General features: G+C 40.4%; 16 protein-coding genes. 6 read left to right on the forward strand and 10 right to left on the reverse strand.

Annotated elements, in window-relative coordinates; genetic code table 11:
* Positions 1-11: 11 nt before the first annotated feature.
* The 9 genes from FM071_RS03690 to FM071_RS03730 form a co-directional block, all read right to left on the reverse strand.
* Complete coding sequence (locus FM071_RS03690; protein ID WP_193111668.1) at positions 12-1,304, reverse strand: M99 family carboxypeptidase catalytic domain-containing protein; 1,293 nt, start codon at positions 1,302-1,304, stop codon at positions 12-14.
* A 1-nt stretch (position 1,305) separates the two neighbouring features.
* Positions 1,306-2,304, reverse strand: a complete 999-nt coding sequence (locus FM071_RS03695) for a L,D-transpeptidase family protein (RefSeq protein ID WP_226960576.1) — start codon at positions 2,302-2,304, stop codon at positions 1,306-1,308.
* On the reverse strand, positions 2,285-3,172 hold the full coding sequence (gene era, locus FM071_RS03700; protein WP_193111669.1) for a GTPase Era: 888 nt from the start codon (positions 3,170-3,172) through the stop codon (positions 2,285-2,287). The genes FM071_RS03695 and era overlap by 20 nt, the downstream gene beginning before the upstream one ends.
* A gap of 16 nt (positions 3,173-3,188) precedes the next feature.
* Positions 3,189-4,520, reverse strand: coding sequence for an ATP-dependent protease ATPase subunit HslU (hslU, locus tag FM071_RS03705; protein WP_193111670.1), 1,332 nt, complete (start codon positions 4,518-4,520; stop codon positions 3,189-3,191).
* The gene (gene hslV, locus FM071_RS03710; RefSeq protein WP_193111671.1) at positions 4,520-5,062 is read right to left on the reverse strand and encodes an ATP-dependent protease subunit HslV; all 543 of its coding nucleotides are present in this window, start codon (positions 5,060-5,062) and stop codon (positions 4,520-4,522) included. The genes hslU and hslV overlap by 1 nt, the downstream gene beginning before the upstream one ends.
* A 6-nt stretch (positions 5,063-5,068) precedes the next feature.
* A complete protein-coding gene (gene rplI / locus FM071_RS03715) occupies positions 5,069-5,515 on the reverse strand; it encodes a 50S ribosomal protein L9 (RefSeq protein ID WP_193111672.1) in 447 nt (148 codons plus the stop codon).
* Between the two features lie 22 nt (positions 5,516-5,537).
* A complete protein-coding gene (locus tag FM071_RS03720; protein ID WP_193111673.1) occupies positions 5,538-6,275 on the reverse strand; it encodes a ferredoxin-thioredoxin reductase catalytic domain-containing protein in 738 nt (245 codons plus the stop codon).
* Positions 6,276-6,291: 16 nt separating this feature from the next.
* On the reverse strand, positions 6,292-7,521 hold the full coding sequence (locus tag FM071_RS03725; protein ID WP_193111674.1) for an argininosuccinate synthase: 1,230 nt from the start codon (positions 7,519-7,521) through the stop codon (positions 6,292-6,294).
* 155 nt (positions 7,522-7,676) lie between these two features.
* Complete coding sequence (locus tag FM071_RS03730) at positions 7,677-8,078, reverse strand: flagellar protein FlaG (RefSeq protein WP_193111675.1); 402 nt, start codon at positions 8,076-8,078, stop codon at positions 7,677-7,679.
* A 33-nt stretch (positions 8,079-8,111) separates the two neighbouring features.
* On the opposite strand from FM071_RS03730, the gene FM071_RS03735 reads away from it, so the two are divergent.
* The 4 genes from FM071_RS03735 to FM071_RS03750 are packed head-to-tail and all read left to right on the forward strand — an operon-like array spanning position 8,112 to position 11,236.
* Positions 8,112-9,410, forward strand: a complete 1,299-nt coding sequence (locus FM071_RS03735) for an MFS transporter (protein WP_226960577.1) — start codon at positions 8,112-8,114, stop codon at positions 9,408-9,410.
* Positions 9,400-9,651, forward strand: a complete 252-nt coding sequence (locus FM071_RS03740) for a hypothetical protein (RefSeq protein WP_193111676.1) — start codon at positions 9,400-9,402, stop codon at positions 9,649-9,651. The genes FM071_RS03735 and FM071_RS03740 overlap by 11 nt, the downstream gene beginning before the upstream one ends.
* Positions 9,651-9,923 carry a hypothetical protein gene (locus tag FM071_RS03745; protein ID WP_193111677.1) on the forward strand — a complete coding sequence of 91 codons (273 nt, stop codon included), beginning with the start codon at positions 9,651-9,653 and terminating at the stop codon, positions 9,921-9,923. Before FM071_RS03740 ends, FM071_RS03745 begins: the two co-directional genes overlap by 1 nt.
* Positions 9,924-9,970: 47 nt before the next feature.
* Entirely contained in the window at positions 9,971-11,236 is a 1,266-nt protein-coding gene (locus FM071_RS03750; RefSeq protein ID WP_264299372.1) for an MATE family efflux transporter, read from the forward strand.
* 7 nt (positions 11,237-11,243) lie between these two features.
* Here the strand turns inward: FM071_RS03750 and FM071_RS03755 are convergent, their stop codons facing one another.
* Complete coding sequence (locus FM071_RS03755) at positions 11,244-12,281, reverse strand: coproporphyrinogen III oxidase (protein WP_193111678.1); 1,038 nt, start codon at positions 12,279-12,281, stop codon at positions 11,244-11,246.
* A 55-nt stretch (positions 12,282-12,336) separates the two neighbouring features.
* On the opposite strand from FM071_RS03755, the gene ligA reads away from it, so the two are divergent.
* Both ligA and tlyA read left to right on the forward strand, forming a co-directional pair.
* Positions 12,337-14,289, forward strand: a complete 1,953-nt coding sequence (gene ligA, locus FM071_RS03760) for an NAD-dependent DNA ligase LigA (protein ID WP_193111679.1) — start codon at positions 12,337-12,339, stop codon at positions 14,287-14,289.
* Positions 14,286-14,993, forward strand: coding sequence for a 23S rRNA (cytidine-2'-O)-methyltransferase TlyA (gene tlyA, locus FM071_RS03765; protein WP_193111680.1), 708 nt, complete (start codon positions 14,286-14,288; stop codon positions 14,991-14,993). Before ligA ends, tlyA begins: the two co-directional genes overlap by 4 nt.
* Positions 14,994-15,006 lie beyond the last annotated feature (13 nt).

The following is a 15,006-nucleotide window of genomic DNA, read 5'->3' on the forward strand; positions in this document are numbered from 1 at the left end:
TAATTATAATCCTATTTAAATTTAACCATTAACATGGAACAAAATCCATTGTTATCGTAAAACTCGATTCTGTATGTGGTATTAGCTCTATCAACAGCATATCTTGTTCCAAGATCTTTTCTTGAGATGGATATACCACTCTCATCTTTTGCGTTTTTTGAGTAATAACCAATAACATTTACTCGAATATTTTTACCTTTAACAACCTTAAAATCGTCACTTATCTGAAATTTTGAAGCTTTTGGCAAAGAAACTGACTTTCCATCTGCTTCAACCCTGTATAAATCAGGACAGTTATGTGACATTTTAAAATATTGCGGACTCAGCGACGTAATCTTTTTATTGCCTATATAGATGTCGTATGTACCGAGCCTATTCTTTTTAACAAACCCCAAAGGATGGGAAAAGTTAAATTCGTTACTTTTTGATTTTAGCGGAATGAAGCTTAAAGATTTTTTTATATTGTTCAAATTTAACAAAATATTGTGATTTATTTCCAAAGTTCCATAATTTTTAATTATTTTTTCAATATTATCTTGTGTAAGGTTAAAGTCGCGTGAGTACTTGATATGCATAACTTTCATGAATCCCTCAATAGCACGCAGCTGATAAAAAACTTTTTGAGAGAGTGTCGGAAGACTTTTACTTGTCTCAATTGCAAAAGCAGGTTTATTATGTTTTACTGCAAAATATGTAAGTGATAGCTGCATCTCTTTGTCTTTGTATTGTGTCTGTGTATTTTTTACATTAAAGATATGATGTTGATGGAGAAGTTCTTTGTTCACACTCTCTTTGACCTGCAGCGCAATATCATTGAGTTCGCCAAATTGGTTGTTTTTGTAGAGTTTACATTGATCGATGACACATGTTTGTCCCCATGCTTTCGGATTGTAGATCCTATTTTCCTCTTTTTCCCTGTAAAAACCATGTCCGTCGTGAAGATTAAGTATGAGAGAAACTTTTTTAGATAAGATGATCTTTTTTATTTCATCTACAATTTCTTTATCTTTATCATTCTTGTCGATAGCTGCAAATTTACGATTCATATCTCCATGAATACCTCGTTTGTTTGCAATGATACTCGCTTCATTGAGATTTGGAATGATCCATACATTCTTAGAAAGAATCTTGTAGTGCTCGGCTAGAATTGCTGGAGCGAAGTAGCCTCCAGGCTCATTACCATGAATACCGCCGATAACTAAAAGAGTAGTGTTTGAATCGGAATTCTCTTTTTTTATAAGTTTGATTTGGGCAAAGAGTGCAGTATTCAAGAGAAAAAAGAAAACAATTATGAGTTGTTTCATGCTATTTCTCTGTGATTATATAAAGGTGTTTCTTTTCCAGTTTTACGATGAGTACTTTGTCTCCCGTGAAAGAAAAACTTGGTGATCGGTACTTCTCTTTAAACTTGATTTTAAAGACATTGTCTGTTTCAGGGTAGGGGATAATGTTGATGTCATTAAATATAATTGTTTTTTTCTCTTGTTTGTTAAAGATTCTTTTTTTGTATTTTGTAAACTTTTCGATATCCATGCCGTCAAATCTTTTAAATTCAGGTGCATAAAAACCAAGATAACTCTCTATGTCATTATATATCCATGCATAACGCCATGCAAAAAGATTGGAAAGAATTGTAGAAAATTCTTTTTTCGAATGCTGTTTTTCGGGAAGTTCTTTGTCGATAATAAGTACAGTTTTATTGATGTCAATATTCTTATCCAGACATTTAATGCTTGTGTTATCAATAGCGATACACCCTTTTGTAAAGGAGTCTCTCTCTTGATGCATTGGCAGACCGTGTATCCAAATACCTTGTCCTGTTTTTCCTTTGTATTTGTCAAAAACATTTGGATAGGAAGTGACAAAAGCCATAGGTCCGTAAAATGAGTCTACTTTTGTTATCTTTTTGACGATATCATAGATGCCTATCGGAGTACGAAGGTCTCCCTCTCTCTCTTTATCACCCTGAAGCTTTCCTGTAAAAGCACTGTACTCTCTTTTGAGTTGATAACTGTTATTGTCATCTTTTTTGTAAATGCAAAGTTTTGAATTTGTTTTATCACATGCCAGTACATTATCATAGGATTCAAAATAACCAAAAGTAGTATCTACATTTTTAAGGTAATTTTCCCAGTATATTTCCTGTGTAAGCTCTTTGTCAAGCATTTTTTCAATGTTTTTAATGCCGTTTTTTCTGTATTGTGTTAAAAGGTCTGTATCTGCAGCAAATAATGAAGTACTTAAAAATGTTAGCAATAGTACAAAAGTAAATTTATGCAAAGTATTACTGTACATTGTTGTCATACCCTATCTCTTTTAAAAAATGTTTGTCTTTGGTCCAGCCTTTTTTGACGACAACCTGAAGGTTGAGATAGGCTTTTTTTCCGCTGAGTGCTTCTATCTTTTCTCTGGCGGCTTTGCCGATTCTTTTTATGGCTTCGCCTTTTTTACCAATGATGATGCCTTTTTGGGACTCTTTTTCAATGATGATAGTCGCATAGATCCTGTCAATACCGTGATCCTCTTCTATGGAGTCTATGATGACATCAGATTCGTACGGCACTTCATCGGATATATTTTCAAAAATTGCCTCGCGGATAAAACCTGCATAGATGTCACGAACAAGTTCACTTGTAAGGTCTTCAGGATCATATAGAAAAGGTGACTCAGGGAGAAGTTTTGCAATTGTGTCTAGTAGATCTTTATGTCCAACCTTTCTTGGGATGGCAACAGGAATGAGGGCTTCGAACTTATCGGCATATTTATTATAAGCTGCTATTTTTTTAAAGAGTTTTTCCTGAGAGACCTGATCGATCTTTGAGAGAACAATAATATGAGGAATAGCTTTTTTGTTAAGTGTTAAAAACTTTTCATAATGTTCTGTTGAGTCAGTCACAGGTGCGAGATAGACGATGAGATCACAATCACCCATTGCTTTGAGCGCTTCATCGAGCATAAACTTATTGAGTACTTTCTCTTTTTCATGCAGACCCGGAGTATCGACAAAAATGATCTGCGCATTTTCGTGCATGACAATTGCGTTGGAGCGTTTTCTTGTTGCATTGGCCTTTTGGCTGACCATTGCAATCTTTTCACCTAATAGTGAGTTCATCAGTGTACTTTTTCCAGCGTTTGGACGCCCAATAAGTGAAACAAAACCGGCTTTTGTCATCTTGGTAACCTTCAATTTATAATATATAGCGTGAGAGGTCGTCATCTTCAACGACTTCATCGAGTTTTTCATGCACAAGCGCACTTGTTACAACGAACTCTTTATCTTTGTATTCATCGGCATGGAAGCTGATATCTTCTAAGATACGTTCAAGTACCGTATGCAAGCGGCGTGCCCCAATATCTTCTGCCATCTCATTGGCACGATGGGCAAGTTTTGCGATGGTTTTGATGGCTTCATCTTCAAAGACAAGCTGCATCCCTTCGACACTTAGCAGCGCTTCATACTGCTTAAGCAGTGAGTTCTCTGTCTGCGTGAGGATCTGATAGAGCGTTTCTTCTGTAAGAGCCTCAAGCTCTACTCGCAGCGGAAAACGTCCTTGAAGTTCAGGAATCAGATCACTTGGTTTGCTTACATGAAACGCACCGGCTGCTATGAAGAGTATATGGTCGGTATTGATCGTTCCATATTTTGTAGCCACACTTGATCCTTCAACTATTGGAAGCAGGTCGCGCTGAACACCCTCTTTGGAAGGATCATTTCTTCCCTGACTCTTTTCAGAAAGAGCGATCTTATCAATTTCATCAAGAAAGATAATGCCGCCGTTCTCAGCACGGCGAAGAGCTTCAGCCGTAACGGAGTTCATATCTAAAAGTTTTGCACTCGCTTCCTGACGGAGCAGTATCTTTGCATCTTTTACCGAAATTTCGCGTTTGCTGTTTTCTTTGCTGAGTGATGAGAAGACCTTTGAGAAGCTCTCTTGAACCTTCGCCATTTCAGGCGGCAAGTTCGTGTCATTGAACTCGACATTCATATTTTGTTCTATGTCGAGTTCTATGATCTTTTCATCCATTTCACCTGTTTCGACACGTTTCTCGGTTGCTTCAAGCAGGCGTTGATAATCATCTTTTTTACTTTCACTTGCTCCTGCAGGAAGTGGAGGGACGAGTTTTTCCGTAATACGGTTGATGATGTAGTTCTCTATTTTTACTTTGTTGGCTTCTTCCTGTTCCGCTTTGACGATGGAGATGGAATTGACGACAAGATCACGTATCATGGACTCAACATCACGCCCGACGAAACCAACCTCTGTATATTTACTTGCCTCGACTTTGATAAAAGGCACCTTCATCATTTTTGCAAGTCTGCGTGAGATCTCCGTTTTACCGACACCGGTGGAACCGATCATCAAAATATTTTTCGGTTTGATCTCCTGCTGCATATCTTCTGATAGCTGCATACGTCTGTAACGGGTTCGCAGGGCAAGGGCAATCGTTTTTTTCGCGTTTTTTTGACTGATGACATATTTGTCAAGATATTCAACGATCTCTTTTGGTGTCATATTCATTATTCTGAATCCTCTAATGAGAGTGTTTTAATGTTATGATTGGTATAGATGCACAGATCGGCAGCGATATGCAAGGACTCTTTTACCAGTTCTTCTTCGTCAAGGTCTGCATGTTTTTTAAGTGCACGTGCGGCAGATATGGCAAAATTACCGCCGCTTCCGATGGATGCTATCTCTCCATCTTCAGGCTCCACCACATCACCGTTTCCTGTTAATATGAAGATGTGTTCATTGTTTAGAACGATCATCATCGCTTCCAATCGACGTAGAACTTTGTCTTTTCGCCAGGCTTTAGAGAACTCGATAACGGACTTGAGTAAGTCCCCTTTTTTATTCTCTAAGAACTCTTCGAACATATCAAAAAGATTAAATGCATCGGCAGTGCTGCCGGCAAAACCTGCAAGGATTTTACCATGGTAGAGTGTACGAATCTTTGTTGCATTGCTTTTGAGGACAGAATCCCCAAAAGTTACCTGACCATCACCGCCGATAACGGCTCTATTTTTACCCTTATATGCCAGTATGGTAGTTGCATCAAACATTCTTAACTACTCTCCTTGAATATCAACATGAAGTTTCGCATGAATACCGTGGCCGAGTTTAAGGTCTACATCATGTTCACCGACTGTTTTGATGGCAGTTTTGTCTGTAATGTGTTTTTTATCTATCTCGATGCCGTGTTGTTCTTGAAGCGCTTGTGCGATTTCCTCTTTTGTCACAGCACCGAAAAGGTGACCGTTTTGACCGATTTTCTTTGTGATGATAATTTCGATCTTATCAAGTTTTTCAGCTAATTCTTTAAGACGAGCTATTTCAGCTGCTTCTTCTTCAGCTTTTCTTTTGATTTCTGCTTCATGCTCAGCGATAATCTCTGGAGTTGCTGGTTTTGCAAAACCTTTTTTGATTAAAAAGTTTTGACCGTAACCAGGTTTCACCTCTTTGACTTCACCTGCGCTGCCTAAACTTTTTACATCTTTTATTAAAAGTACTTTCATGAAAATATATCCTTTGCTTTTTCTATCTTTCTATTTCACCAGGGTAGGCTACGATACCGTTTGTAAGGTTGCCGATTTTAGTGTATCCGTTATCAGTCAAGATGCGTGCTACGTGAGCAGAACGGCTTCCTACATGACAATAAACGATGATATTTTCATCTTTACCAAGATTTGCCTCTTCCCATGTCTGGAAGAATGAACTTGTCGGAACAAGTTTATCCGCTCCTTTGATGTGACCCATCTGCCACTCCATATACTCACGTACATCAACGAGTGTGAATTTTACCATACCAAGCTCACGTGCTTCAAGGAGTGCAACAAGTTCGTCACCATCAAGTTCATCTTTGTTGACAAGCATTTCACACTCTTCTTTTGAAAGACCGCGAGAGTGAGTGTGAGCCACTTCTTCCATACCGAGTTCAACTCTTTTTTTCTCAGCAAATTCCGGAGTACAAAAGATTCCACAGTGACAAACACCATTTTCAGGTATCTCTCTTTCAATAGCCGGTTTACAAGGACAGATTCTGTCATCTGCAGATTTTGGTTTTCCATCTTCTTCAATGACCATAAAACAAGGGCAGAAACGTTTTTTGTACATCATTTTATTACGGGCAAGACCCATTTGAACGCCTTCGTTCACATCTTCTTGCGGATTGTATACCCAGCCGAATTGTGCATTAACCTTATCTGTAAATTTTATTGTTTTTTCTAACTCTGCCTGAAACTCCGGAGAGTTCATATCAATTTTAATCATACTCATATTTTTTCCTTATTATTTAGCTTCTGTTATGTTTGTTTTTTCTTGCTTTACCTTCAATGATAAAACGAAGTGCATTGAGCTTGATGAAACCTTCTGCATCTTTTTGGTTGTAGACTTCATCTTCTTCGAAAGTTGAGTATTCAGGATTGAAGAGTGATACATCAGAACTTCTTCCGACAACAGTTACATTGCCTTTGTAAAGTTTGAGGCGGACTGTTCCTTCTACCCACTCCTGTGTCTTGTCAATGGCAGCCTGAAGCATTTCACGCTCAGGTGACCACCAGAATCCGTTGTAGATAAGTTTCGCATAACGAGGCATCATCTCATCTTTGAGGTGTGCAGCTTCACGGTCAAGTGTGATCGATTCGATGGCACGGTGTGCTTTGAGCATGATAGTTCCACCCGGAGTTTCATAGCAGCCACGTGCTTTCATTCCGACAAAACGATTTTCAACGATATCTACGCGCCCGATACCGTGTTTCCCACCGAGCTCATTGAGCGTTTTCAGCATAGTTGCCGGGCTTAATGCTTCACCGTTAAGTGTTATTGGATCGCCGTTTTTGTAGCCGAGTTCTATATATTCAGCCTCATCCGGTGCACTCTCCGGTGAGTTTGTCCAGAGCCACATAGACTCTTCTGGCTCTGCGGCAGGGTCTTCTAAAATACCGCCTTCATAAGAGATATGAAGCAGGTTTGCATCCATCGAGTAAGGAGATTTTTTGCCTTTTTTCTCGATCTGAATATCGTGTTTTGCAGCATATGCTAAAAGTTTTTCACGAGAATTAAGATCCCACTCACGCCATGGAGCGATGATAGTAAGTGTTGCATCTTGACCGAGGTAACCCATCTCAAAACGCACCTGATCGTTTCCTTTTCCCGTTGCACCGTGGCTGACACCATCGGCACCGGTTATCTTGGCAATCTCCGCCTGACGTTTTGCAATAAGCGGACGAGCTATTGAAGTCCCAAGCAGGTATTCACCTTCATAGATCGCATTGGCGCGAAACATTGGGAAAACAAAATCTTTTACAAACTCTTCACGTAAGTCGTCGATGAAAATATTTTCAGGTTTGATGCCAAGTTCAAGGGCTTTTTTGCGAGCAGGTTCAAGCTCTTCACCTTGTCCGAGGTCAGCCGTAAAAGTTACAACTTCACATTGGTACTCATCTTGGAGCCATTTTAAAATAACACTCGTATCAAGACCTCCAGAGTAGGCTAATACTACTTTTTTAACACTTTTTTTCATCTGCAAACCTTCTAATTCTAAAATAATTGACGCGATTATATCGAAAAAGAGGTGATATTTTGCTTATAAGAAAGTATATAAGAAGAGTAAATAAGAAAAAATGAAGTAAATTTTAAAAAAGGGAGTAGGTTTATGCTCATAAGAGCATAAAATCATTACCCCTTGGAATCAAATAAGATGCCGGTGACTTCCTGCATTTTCGGTAAGAAATCCTGTGCCTGTTCAGCCGGAAATCTTCGAATCATTTTATGGGTTTTTGCATCAATTGCCGCTACATAAAATATATCATGCTGATCAACCCCAAATTTTATGTCAGTACTCAACGGTGCCATTGTATCATTGAGCTTTTTTACAAGATCTTCAACATCTTTTTGAGAGTTTATTTTTTCTTTGGAAGTAGATGAAGCGTCCTGCATTTGTTTGACAACATTGTCCTGCCTCGTTCTTGTTTGTGAAACCTGCTGTGTCGTTTGTATCTGTTGTTCTACTCTTCCTTGAGTATCTTGTGTGTTTACTTGAGATTGTTGCTGTCTTGCAACATTAGCTATGCCATCCATGACCTACTCCTGTACTACATAATATAATTATTAATGACAATATCGACACAAAAACTGATAACTTTAGAAAAAAATAGAAAAAAATTCAAATTTCTTTTTTATGCTCGTTTTTATGCTACCCTTTCACCTATGAAACTCTATATGGATTTATTGCGAGAAGAGGTCGTTTTAAGGCGGCTTTCGATTATTCAGCTTATTAGTTATTTCGGTGCATGGTTCTCAAATGTGGCTATCTATACACTCCTTATTCATCTTGATGCATCTGCAGAAGTGGTCGCCTTTGTAGCCATGCTGCATTTTCTCGCAGGAGTGGTGCAGGCACCTTTTTCAGGTCCGATTATTGACCGTTTTAAGGCAAAAGAGTTGATGCTTTTTCTGATAGCTGTCGAAATTGTTTCAACGGCTGCATTGGTCTTTATATCTCAGCTATCTGATTTGCATCTGCTCTATATTCTTATCTTTATAAAAATGGCGGCGGCATCATTTTACTTTACGACAGAGATGTCACTTTTGCCGAAGATTTTGCATGGCGACAAACTGCAAAAAGCCAATGAACTGCACTCGATTATCTGGTCACTGTCTTATACTTTGGGTATGGCAATAAGCGGCTTCGTTGTCTACTGGCTTGGCATAAAAACGGCTTTTTTACTTGATGCAGTGATGTTCATCATCGCTTTTTTTCTGTTGTACGACCTTCATTTCAAAGATGAAGTGCTACAGATAGAAGAAAACATTTTAAAAATGATGGTTGATACATTTTTATATCTGCGTGAGAATCCAAAAGCGATTCATCTGATGATTATTCACTCTTTTGTGGGATTGACAGCTTTTGATGCTTTGGTGGCTTTAATGGTAGACAGATGTTATGCCTCGCTCATTGCTGCTTCTTTGGCTTTGGGACTTTTACACTCGGCTCGTGCCATCGGGCTTGTTATAGGTCCTGTCATACTTGGAAAGTGGATAAACAACAAACGGCTTGTTTACGTTTTTATAGCGCAGGGGTTGGCAGTCTGGCTCTGGGCATACTGGATGCATAATTTTTACCTTTCGATTTTAGCCAGTATCACTGTCGGTTTTTTCACAACGACACTCTGGTCGTACAGCTATACGCTGCTGCAAAAGAACATAGACAAAAAATATTATGGACGTATAGTAGCTTACAATGATATGCTTTTTTTAGGCTCGGCAGCTTTTACCTCTTATATGATAGGATATCTGGCAACTATTGAATACTCTTTGGAAAATATCACTTTTTTGATGGGACTTGGCTTTATCATAGGTGCGGTGTATTATAATTATGTGCTTAAAAAAGAGAAAATAGATGATATTTAGTTTTGCGATACTTGGCGGGATCCTTTTGAATGTTGGTGCATATCTGACTTATAAAGGCAAAATCTATCAGGCAGTCATAGTTTATATGTTTGCCGATCTGTGTTGGATAATCATGGCATTTGAAAAAGAGGACCTTATTGGTGCGGGGTTTATCATTGTAGGGACACTGTTTGGCCTTTTGGCCTTTTTGAAGATGAAAGAGGGTGCAATGAGAAAAAGTTTAAATGAGGATGAAAAGTAGTGGTATACAAGTACAAAGATGAAGAGATACGTTTAGATAATTTGGTTCGGCTTTATGGTGCAGTTGTCATTGATATGCAGGGGGAAATTGCGGAGATGAGCTTGGAGTGGTTCGACCTCTACGGCGATAAAGTAAAACTGCTGCACTATGCACTGGTCTTTGACTATACGCCTCCGGGAGAAAATGTCAGAGATAAAAAAGTGTTGGAGTTTGCCACAAAAGATGAACTTATAGAGAGAATGCAAGAGGTAGCACAATTTTTTCAAAAATAATTTCAAAAGACACTAAGAAAGTACTCTCTTTAGCATTTCCGGCAGCTCTGAAACATCTTGTAGATATACTGCAAGTTCTCATAGATATGCTGATGGTGGGGACAGTGAGCGTTGCGGCACTTGCGGCTGTCGGTATGAGTATGCAGTTCATGATGATTGTCAATGTCTTGATGACGCTTTTTGTTGTCGGCGGTAATGCGCTCATATCACGTTTTATAGGACAAGGTAGAAAAAAAAGAGCTTCTGCACTACTTTTTTCACTTGTTCTTTTGGCTTTGGCTCTCTCAGTCGTCATTAGCATTGCCGGATATTTCGGAGCCTATAATTTTTACAGCTGGATGGGTGCTACAGCTGCGGTTGTCCAAGAAGGCGGCACTTACTTTCGGGTCATCTCGCTTGGCATCAGTGTGATATTTCTCGATACACTGCTTTATAATGCGCTCTCAGCCGCCGGTGATACGAAAAGTTCACTCTATATCAAGCTCGCTTCATCAGCGCTCAATGCAGGGCTGAACTATCTTTTGATTTTTGGACATTTCGGATTTCCTGAGCTTGGCATAGAAGGAGCGGCGATTGCAACGGTCATCGCTTATAGTTTTAACAATGTCGCTTATTATGTTCTTATAAAAAAGATGAATGCGAAGCTGGACTTTTTACCGATAATTCGTTGGAAAGATATTAAACGGGTGCTCAAAGTCGGTTATGCGGGGGCAATAGACAGAGGTGTGTCAAGTCTGAGTTTTCTTTTCTTCGTCTCTATCATTACAGCCTACGGAACGGCTGAACTCGCCGGTTACCAGGTTGGACTTCGGGTGGAAGGCATCGCTTTTATGCCGGGGTTTGGTTTTGCTATTGCTGCGATGGCATTGGTCGGGCAGAATATCGGTAAAAAAGACTTTGACAAAGCCTACAATATGGGAATAATCAGCGGACGCATCGCCTATGTCTTTATGGGCAGTGTCGGGCTTGTGATGATACTCTTTCCTGAGTATCTGGTGCATTTCTTTACAAAAGATGCCCTCACGATCGCTGTGGCATCAAAGTATCTCATTCTTGTCGGGCTCGCTCAGATTCCGCTTGCCATAATGTTTGTCTATTCTGCTTCACTGCGTGGGGCAGGGGCTACAAAAACTACGCTTAAGGTCAATCTTCTCTCACTTTGGGTATTTCGTCTTATACCTTCGTACATAGCTTATAAAATGGGTTTTGGAATTGTTGTTATTTTTGCGATCATGAATCTGGAGACTTTGATAAAAGGCATTATATATTGGAGAATCTACTCTACGAGAACATGGTTGCATACAAAGGTTTAGAAAAAGTCTAAACTTTTGTGTGGTTGGCGACCGTTGTCGGCAGAGTGTCGCCGCTTGCCTGCATTTTGAGTGCTTCGGGATGTTTTGTATAGTGCTCTCTCACTACAGCTGCGAGCTTTTCTTTTGTATTGATGTCAATTGCACCGTCATCATCTATAGCATCTAAAAGAGATCTGACTAGAGCATCCTGCGGTTGTGGTACTTTTGCTATCCATGAAGCTAGAAGTTCTTTGTTTATATGGCTTGGCAGCGAGCCCATGATGCCGACATCATTTTGGTTATGCACAAGAAGCCCTGCAGTCGTTCCACGGTCGAGTGTGAGTACCTGAAAGAGGTAGAGTGTGTGGTAGGCAAGCTGTTTGGCTCTGTCCGCTTCGGAAATCTCTTTGCGTGAGGCAAGCGCATCATCTATGATCTCAATATAGGCATCGATGATGCCCTCTCCAAATGTTTGTGCAAAGAGCATATCTGCCGCAGCATCTTCGGTTTTGAAGTTTTCCAGGTAGAAGTGTGAAACGCCGCGTGTCTGTTTGAGTGCGGGAATCGCAAAATATTTATCACCCTGTTCAACGCCTTCTTCATAGTACATGCCGCTGAGATTTTGTAGTGCTTCATAAAAACGTTCTCGGTCATCCATATTGACAATGCTCGGGTTGAGATCTGTCATAATACGCCAGTAAGATCTTCCCTCACGCAGCTCTGTTAATGAGATATGAATGTGTATGGAAGGGACATGCGAGTTGTTCGGATGGATGATGGTTGAGATGGCTGTGGCACTTTGCAGTTGTTTGTCAGGGAGTTCATCATAATGAACTTGTGAGACATTGACGCTTGCCGTGTTGAAAAGCTTTTCATCGCGTGCTTCAAATCTGCTGCCGCCGCCATGCAATCCCTCATCACGCAGCCATGTGACTTCTTCAAAGTGATCACAATTACCGTACTTGTCCGTCAAAGTATCAAGTTTGTCGACAAATCTTTTTTGTAAATCGCGTACAAGCGCATACGCTTTTTTTGCCTCTTGTGAGCCTGCCATTATTATCTGCATTAATAATCTCTTTTGTTTTTTTAGAATTTTAGCAAGATTAAGATAAAATCCCATTATGAATAATCAAGAGTATAAAGAAGCAGTAGAAAAACTAAACCTGTGGGCATATCATTACTATGTTTTGGATGATCCCATTATGACCGATGAGGGGTATGATAAGCTCTATCATGAGGTAGTGGCGTACGAAGAAGCACATCCTGATGAGGTATTGCCAAACTCACCGACACAGCGGGTGGGTGATGTTGTCAGTGAGGGATTTGTCAAAGCGAAACACCTCTCACGTATGTGGTCTCTTGAAGATATCTTCAATGCTGATGATCTGCAAAAGTGGCTGGAAAAAACCTATAGACTCGATAAGAACGTCACTTTCTATTGTGAGCCGAAATATGACGGTGCATCACTCAATCTCATTTATGAAAATGGTATGCTGCGTGAGGGAATCACACGCGGTAACGGCGAAGAGGGTGAGCTTATCACACAAAATGTCAAGACGATACGCTCTATTCCGCTGACAATCGCACATAAAGAGCTCATTGAGATTCGCGGAGAAGTCGTTATCTTTAAAGATGAGTTCGAAAAGATAAATAAAGAGCGTCTTAAAAAGGGCGAACCACCCTTTGCAAATCCTCGAAATGCCGCAGCGGGAAGTCTGAGACAATTAGACCCGAGCATTACCGCCTCACGCAACCTTGTTTTTCTGCCGTATGGTGTTGGTGTGGATTCATTGCCTCATAAACTGCTGAGTGATAAAATGGAGTATATTTACGAACTTGGATTTCGTCGACCGCCACTAAGAGGCATTACAGAAGGGTATGATGAAATAGAAGCCATGTATGAGCAGATGAAACGAGAGCGTGAGAGTTACCCAATGATGCTTGACGGTATGGTTGTCAAGGTCAATGAGATAGCTGCGCAGATAGATATGGGCTATACTGTAAAAGTACCGCGCTGGGCAGTCGCTTATAAATTTCCGGCTGTTGAGAAGATAACGACACTCAAAGATATTATCTTACAGGTTGGCAGAACGGGTGTTGTAACACCTGTTGCCGTCGTTGAGCCTACGGATATTGAAGGGGCGGTAGTTGAGCGTGCAACCTTGCATAACTTCGATGAGATAGAGCGCATGGATATTCGCATTGGTGATAAGGTCATTATCTTACGAAGCGGAGATGTTATTCCTAAGATAGTCAAAGTCCTCACACAGGAGAGAGATGGCAGTGAGAAAAAAGTTGAACGTCCGAAAAACTGTCCTGTTTGCGGCAGTGAACTGCTTCAAGAAGAGGTGCTTATAAAGTGTCAAAACCTTACATGTGAAGCGCGCGTTGTGAACTCCATCATCTACTTTGCATCAAAGCAGTGTCTCAACATCGACGGACTGGGAATTAAGATAGTTGAGCAGCTTTTTAATGCCGGACTGATTCGCAATGTGCTTGATCTTTTTCACCTCACGCAGGAACAACTGCTGCAGCTTGAGGGCTTTAAAGAGAAAAAAGCGCAAAATCTGCTCAATGCTATCAACGGAGTAAAAGGATGCGAACTTTGGCGTTTCATCAATGCCCTTGGCATCGAGCATATCGGTGAAGTGGCTTCGAAAATGATAGCAGAAGCCTTTGGTCTTCAGTATGCTCACGCAGATAAAGAATCTCTTGTGGAAATTGATGGCATTGGTGATGAGATGGCGGAGAGCTATCTGGAGTTTATGCGTGTGAACAGTGAAACAGTGAAAGAATTGGAAGCTATTATAAAGCCTGTTGCACCGGAGAAAAAAGCTGAGGCAAAAGAGAACCCTTTTAAAGGCAAAACTGTTGTGCTTACAGGAAGCATGAGCGAGCCGCGTCCAAAGATAAAAGAGATGCTGGAGTCTTTAGGCGCAAAAGTGAGCGGCAGTGTGAGTAAGAAGACAGACTTCGTCATTTATGGCGAAGATGCGGGAAGCAAGTATGATAAGGCTGTGAGTCTTGGTGTGACGACACTTACAGAAGATGAGATGAGAGAGATGCTTGCGTGAGACTTGATAATTATTTGGTAGAAAATGGCTTTGTAGATAGTCGAAATAAAGCACAGAATATTATAAAAGAAGAACTTGTCAGTGTTAATGGCAAGATTGTAAAAAAGGCTGCGTTTAAAGTAGAAGAGGGCGATGAGGTTAACATACGTGAACATAAGGCTTATGTCTCACGTGCGGCTTATAAACTATTGCATTTTTTGGATGAACTTAGATTGGATGTCAGCGGCAGGTCGGCTTTGGATATCGGCTCATCAACTGGCGGTTTTACGCAGGTGCTTTTGGAACGCGGGGTGCATGAGGTGAGTTGTGTGGATGTGGGACACGACCAGCTGCACAGATCCTTGCGTGAGGATAGTCGCGTGAGCGTTTATGAAGGGTGTGACATTCGTAAGTTTGAAACACAAAAGCAGTTTGATCTGATAGTGAGTGATGTTGCTTTTATCTCTTTGCATTATATTTTGAATGATGTTCAGCGGCTGGCAAGTCAAGATATCATTTTGCTTTTTAAGCCGCAGTTTGAAGTCGGGCGTGAAGTGAAGCGTGATAAAAATGGTGTTGTTCTTGATAAAAAGGCTATAGAGAGAGCGATGCAGAAGTTTGAAGATACTGCATCTTTACAGGGGTGGAAACTCTTACAAAAATCCCCTTCGCAACTCAGCGGAAAAGAGGGAAATCAAGAGTGGTGCTATTATTTTAAAAAATAAAAAAGCATCAGAA

The organism is Sulfurimonas paralvinellae (assembly GCF_014905135.1).
Lineage (GTDB): Bacteria > Campylobacterota > Campylobacteria > Campylobacterales > Sulfurimonadaceae > Sulfurimonas > Sulfurimonas paralvinellae.

Coding starts and splice junctions, on each gene's coding strand:
- FM071_RS03690 (WP_193111668.1), bottom strand. CDS start 1,304: ATGAAACAACTCATAATTGTTTTCTTTTTTCTCTTGAATACTGCACTC.
- FM071_RS03695 (WP_226960576.1), bottom strand. CDS start 2,304: ATGACAACAATGTACAGTAATACTTTGCATAAATTTACTTTTGTACTA.
- era (WP_193111669.1), bottom strand. CDS start 3,172: ATGACAAAAGCCGGTTTTGTTTCACTTATTGGGCGTCCAAACGCTGGA.
- hslU (WP_193111670.1), bottom strand. CDS start 4,520: ATGAATATGACACCAAAAGAGATCGTTGAATATCTTGACAAATATGTC.
- hslV (WP_193111671.1), bottom strand. CDS start 5,062: ATGTTTGATGCAACTACCATACTGGCATATAAGGGTAAAAATAGAGCC.
- rplI (WP_193111672.1), bottom strand. CDS start 5,515: ATGAAAGTACTTTTAATAAAAGATGTAAAAAGTTTAGGCAGCGCAGGT.
- FM071_RS03720 (WP_193111673.1), bottom strand. CDS start 6,275: ATGAGTATGATTAAAATTGATATGAACTCTCCGGAGTTTCAGGCAGAG.
- FM071_RS03725 (WP_193111674.1), bottom strand. CDS start 7,521: ATGAAAAAAAGTGTTAAAAAAGTAGTATTAGCCTACTCTGGAGGTCTT.
- FM071_RS03730 (WP_193111675.1), bottom strand. CDS start 8,078: ATGGATGGCATAGCTAATGTTGCAAGACAGCAACAATCTCAAGTAAAC.
- FM071_RS03735 (WP_226960577.1), top strand. CDS start 8,112: ATGACAATATCGACACAAAAACTGATAACTTTAGAAAAAAATAGAAAA.
- FM071_RS03740 (WP_193111676.1), top strand. CDS start 9,400: ATGATATTTAGTTTTGCGATACTTGGCGGGATCCTTTTGAATGTTGGT.
- FM071_RS03755 (WP_193111678.1), bottom strand. CDS start 12,281: ATGCAGATAATAATGGCAGGCTCACAAGAGGCAAAAAAAGCGTATGCG.
- ligA (WP_193111679.1), top strand. CDS start 12,337: ATGAATAATCAAGAGTATAAAGAAGCAGTAGAAAAACTAAACCTGTGG.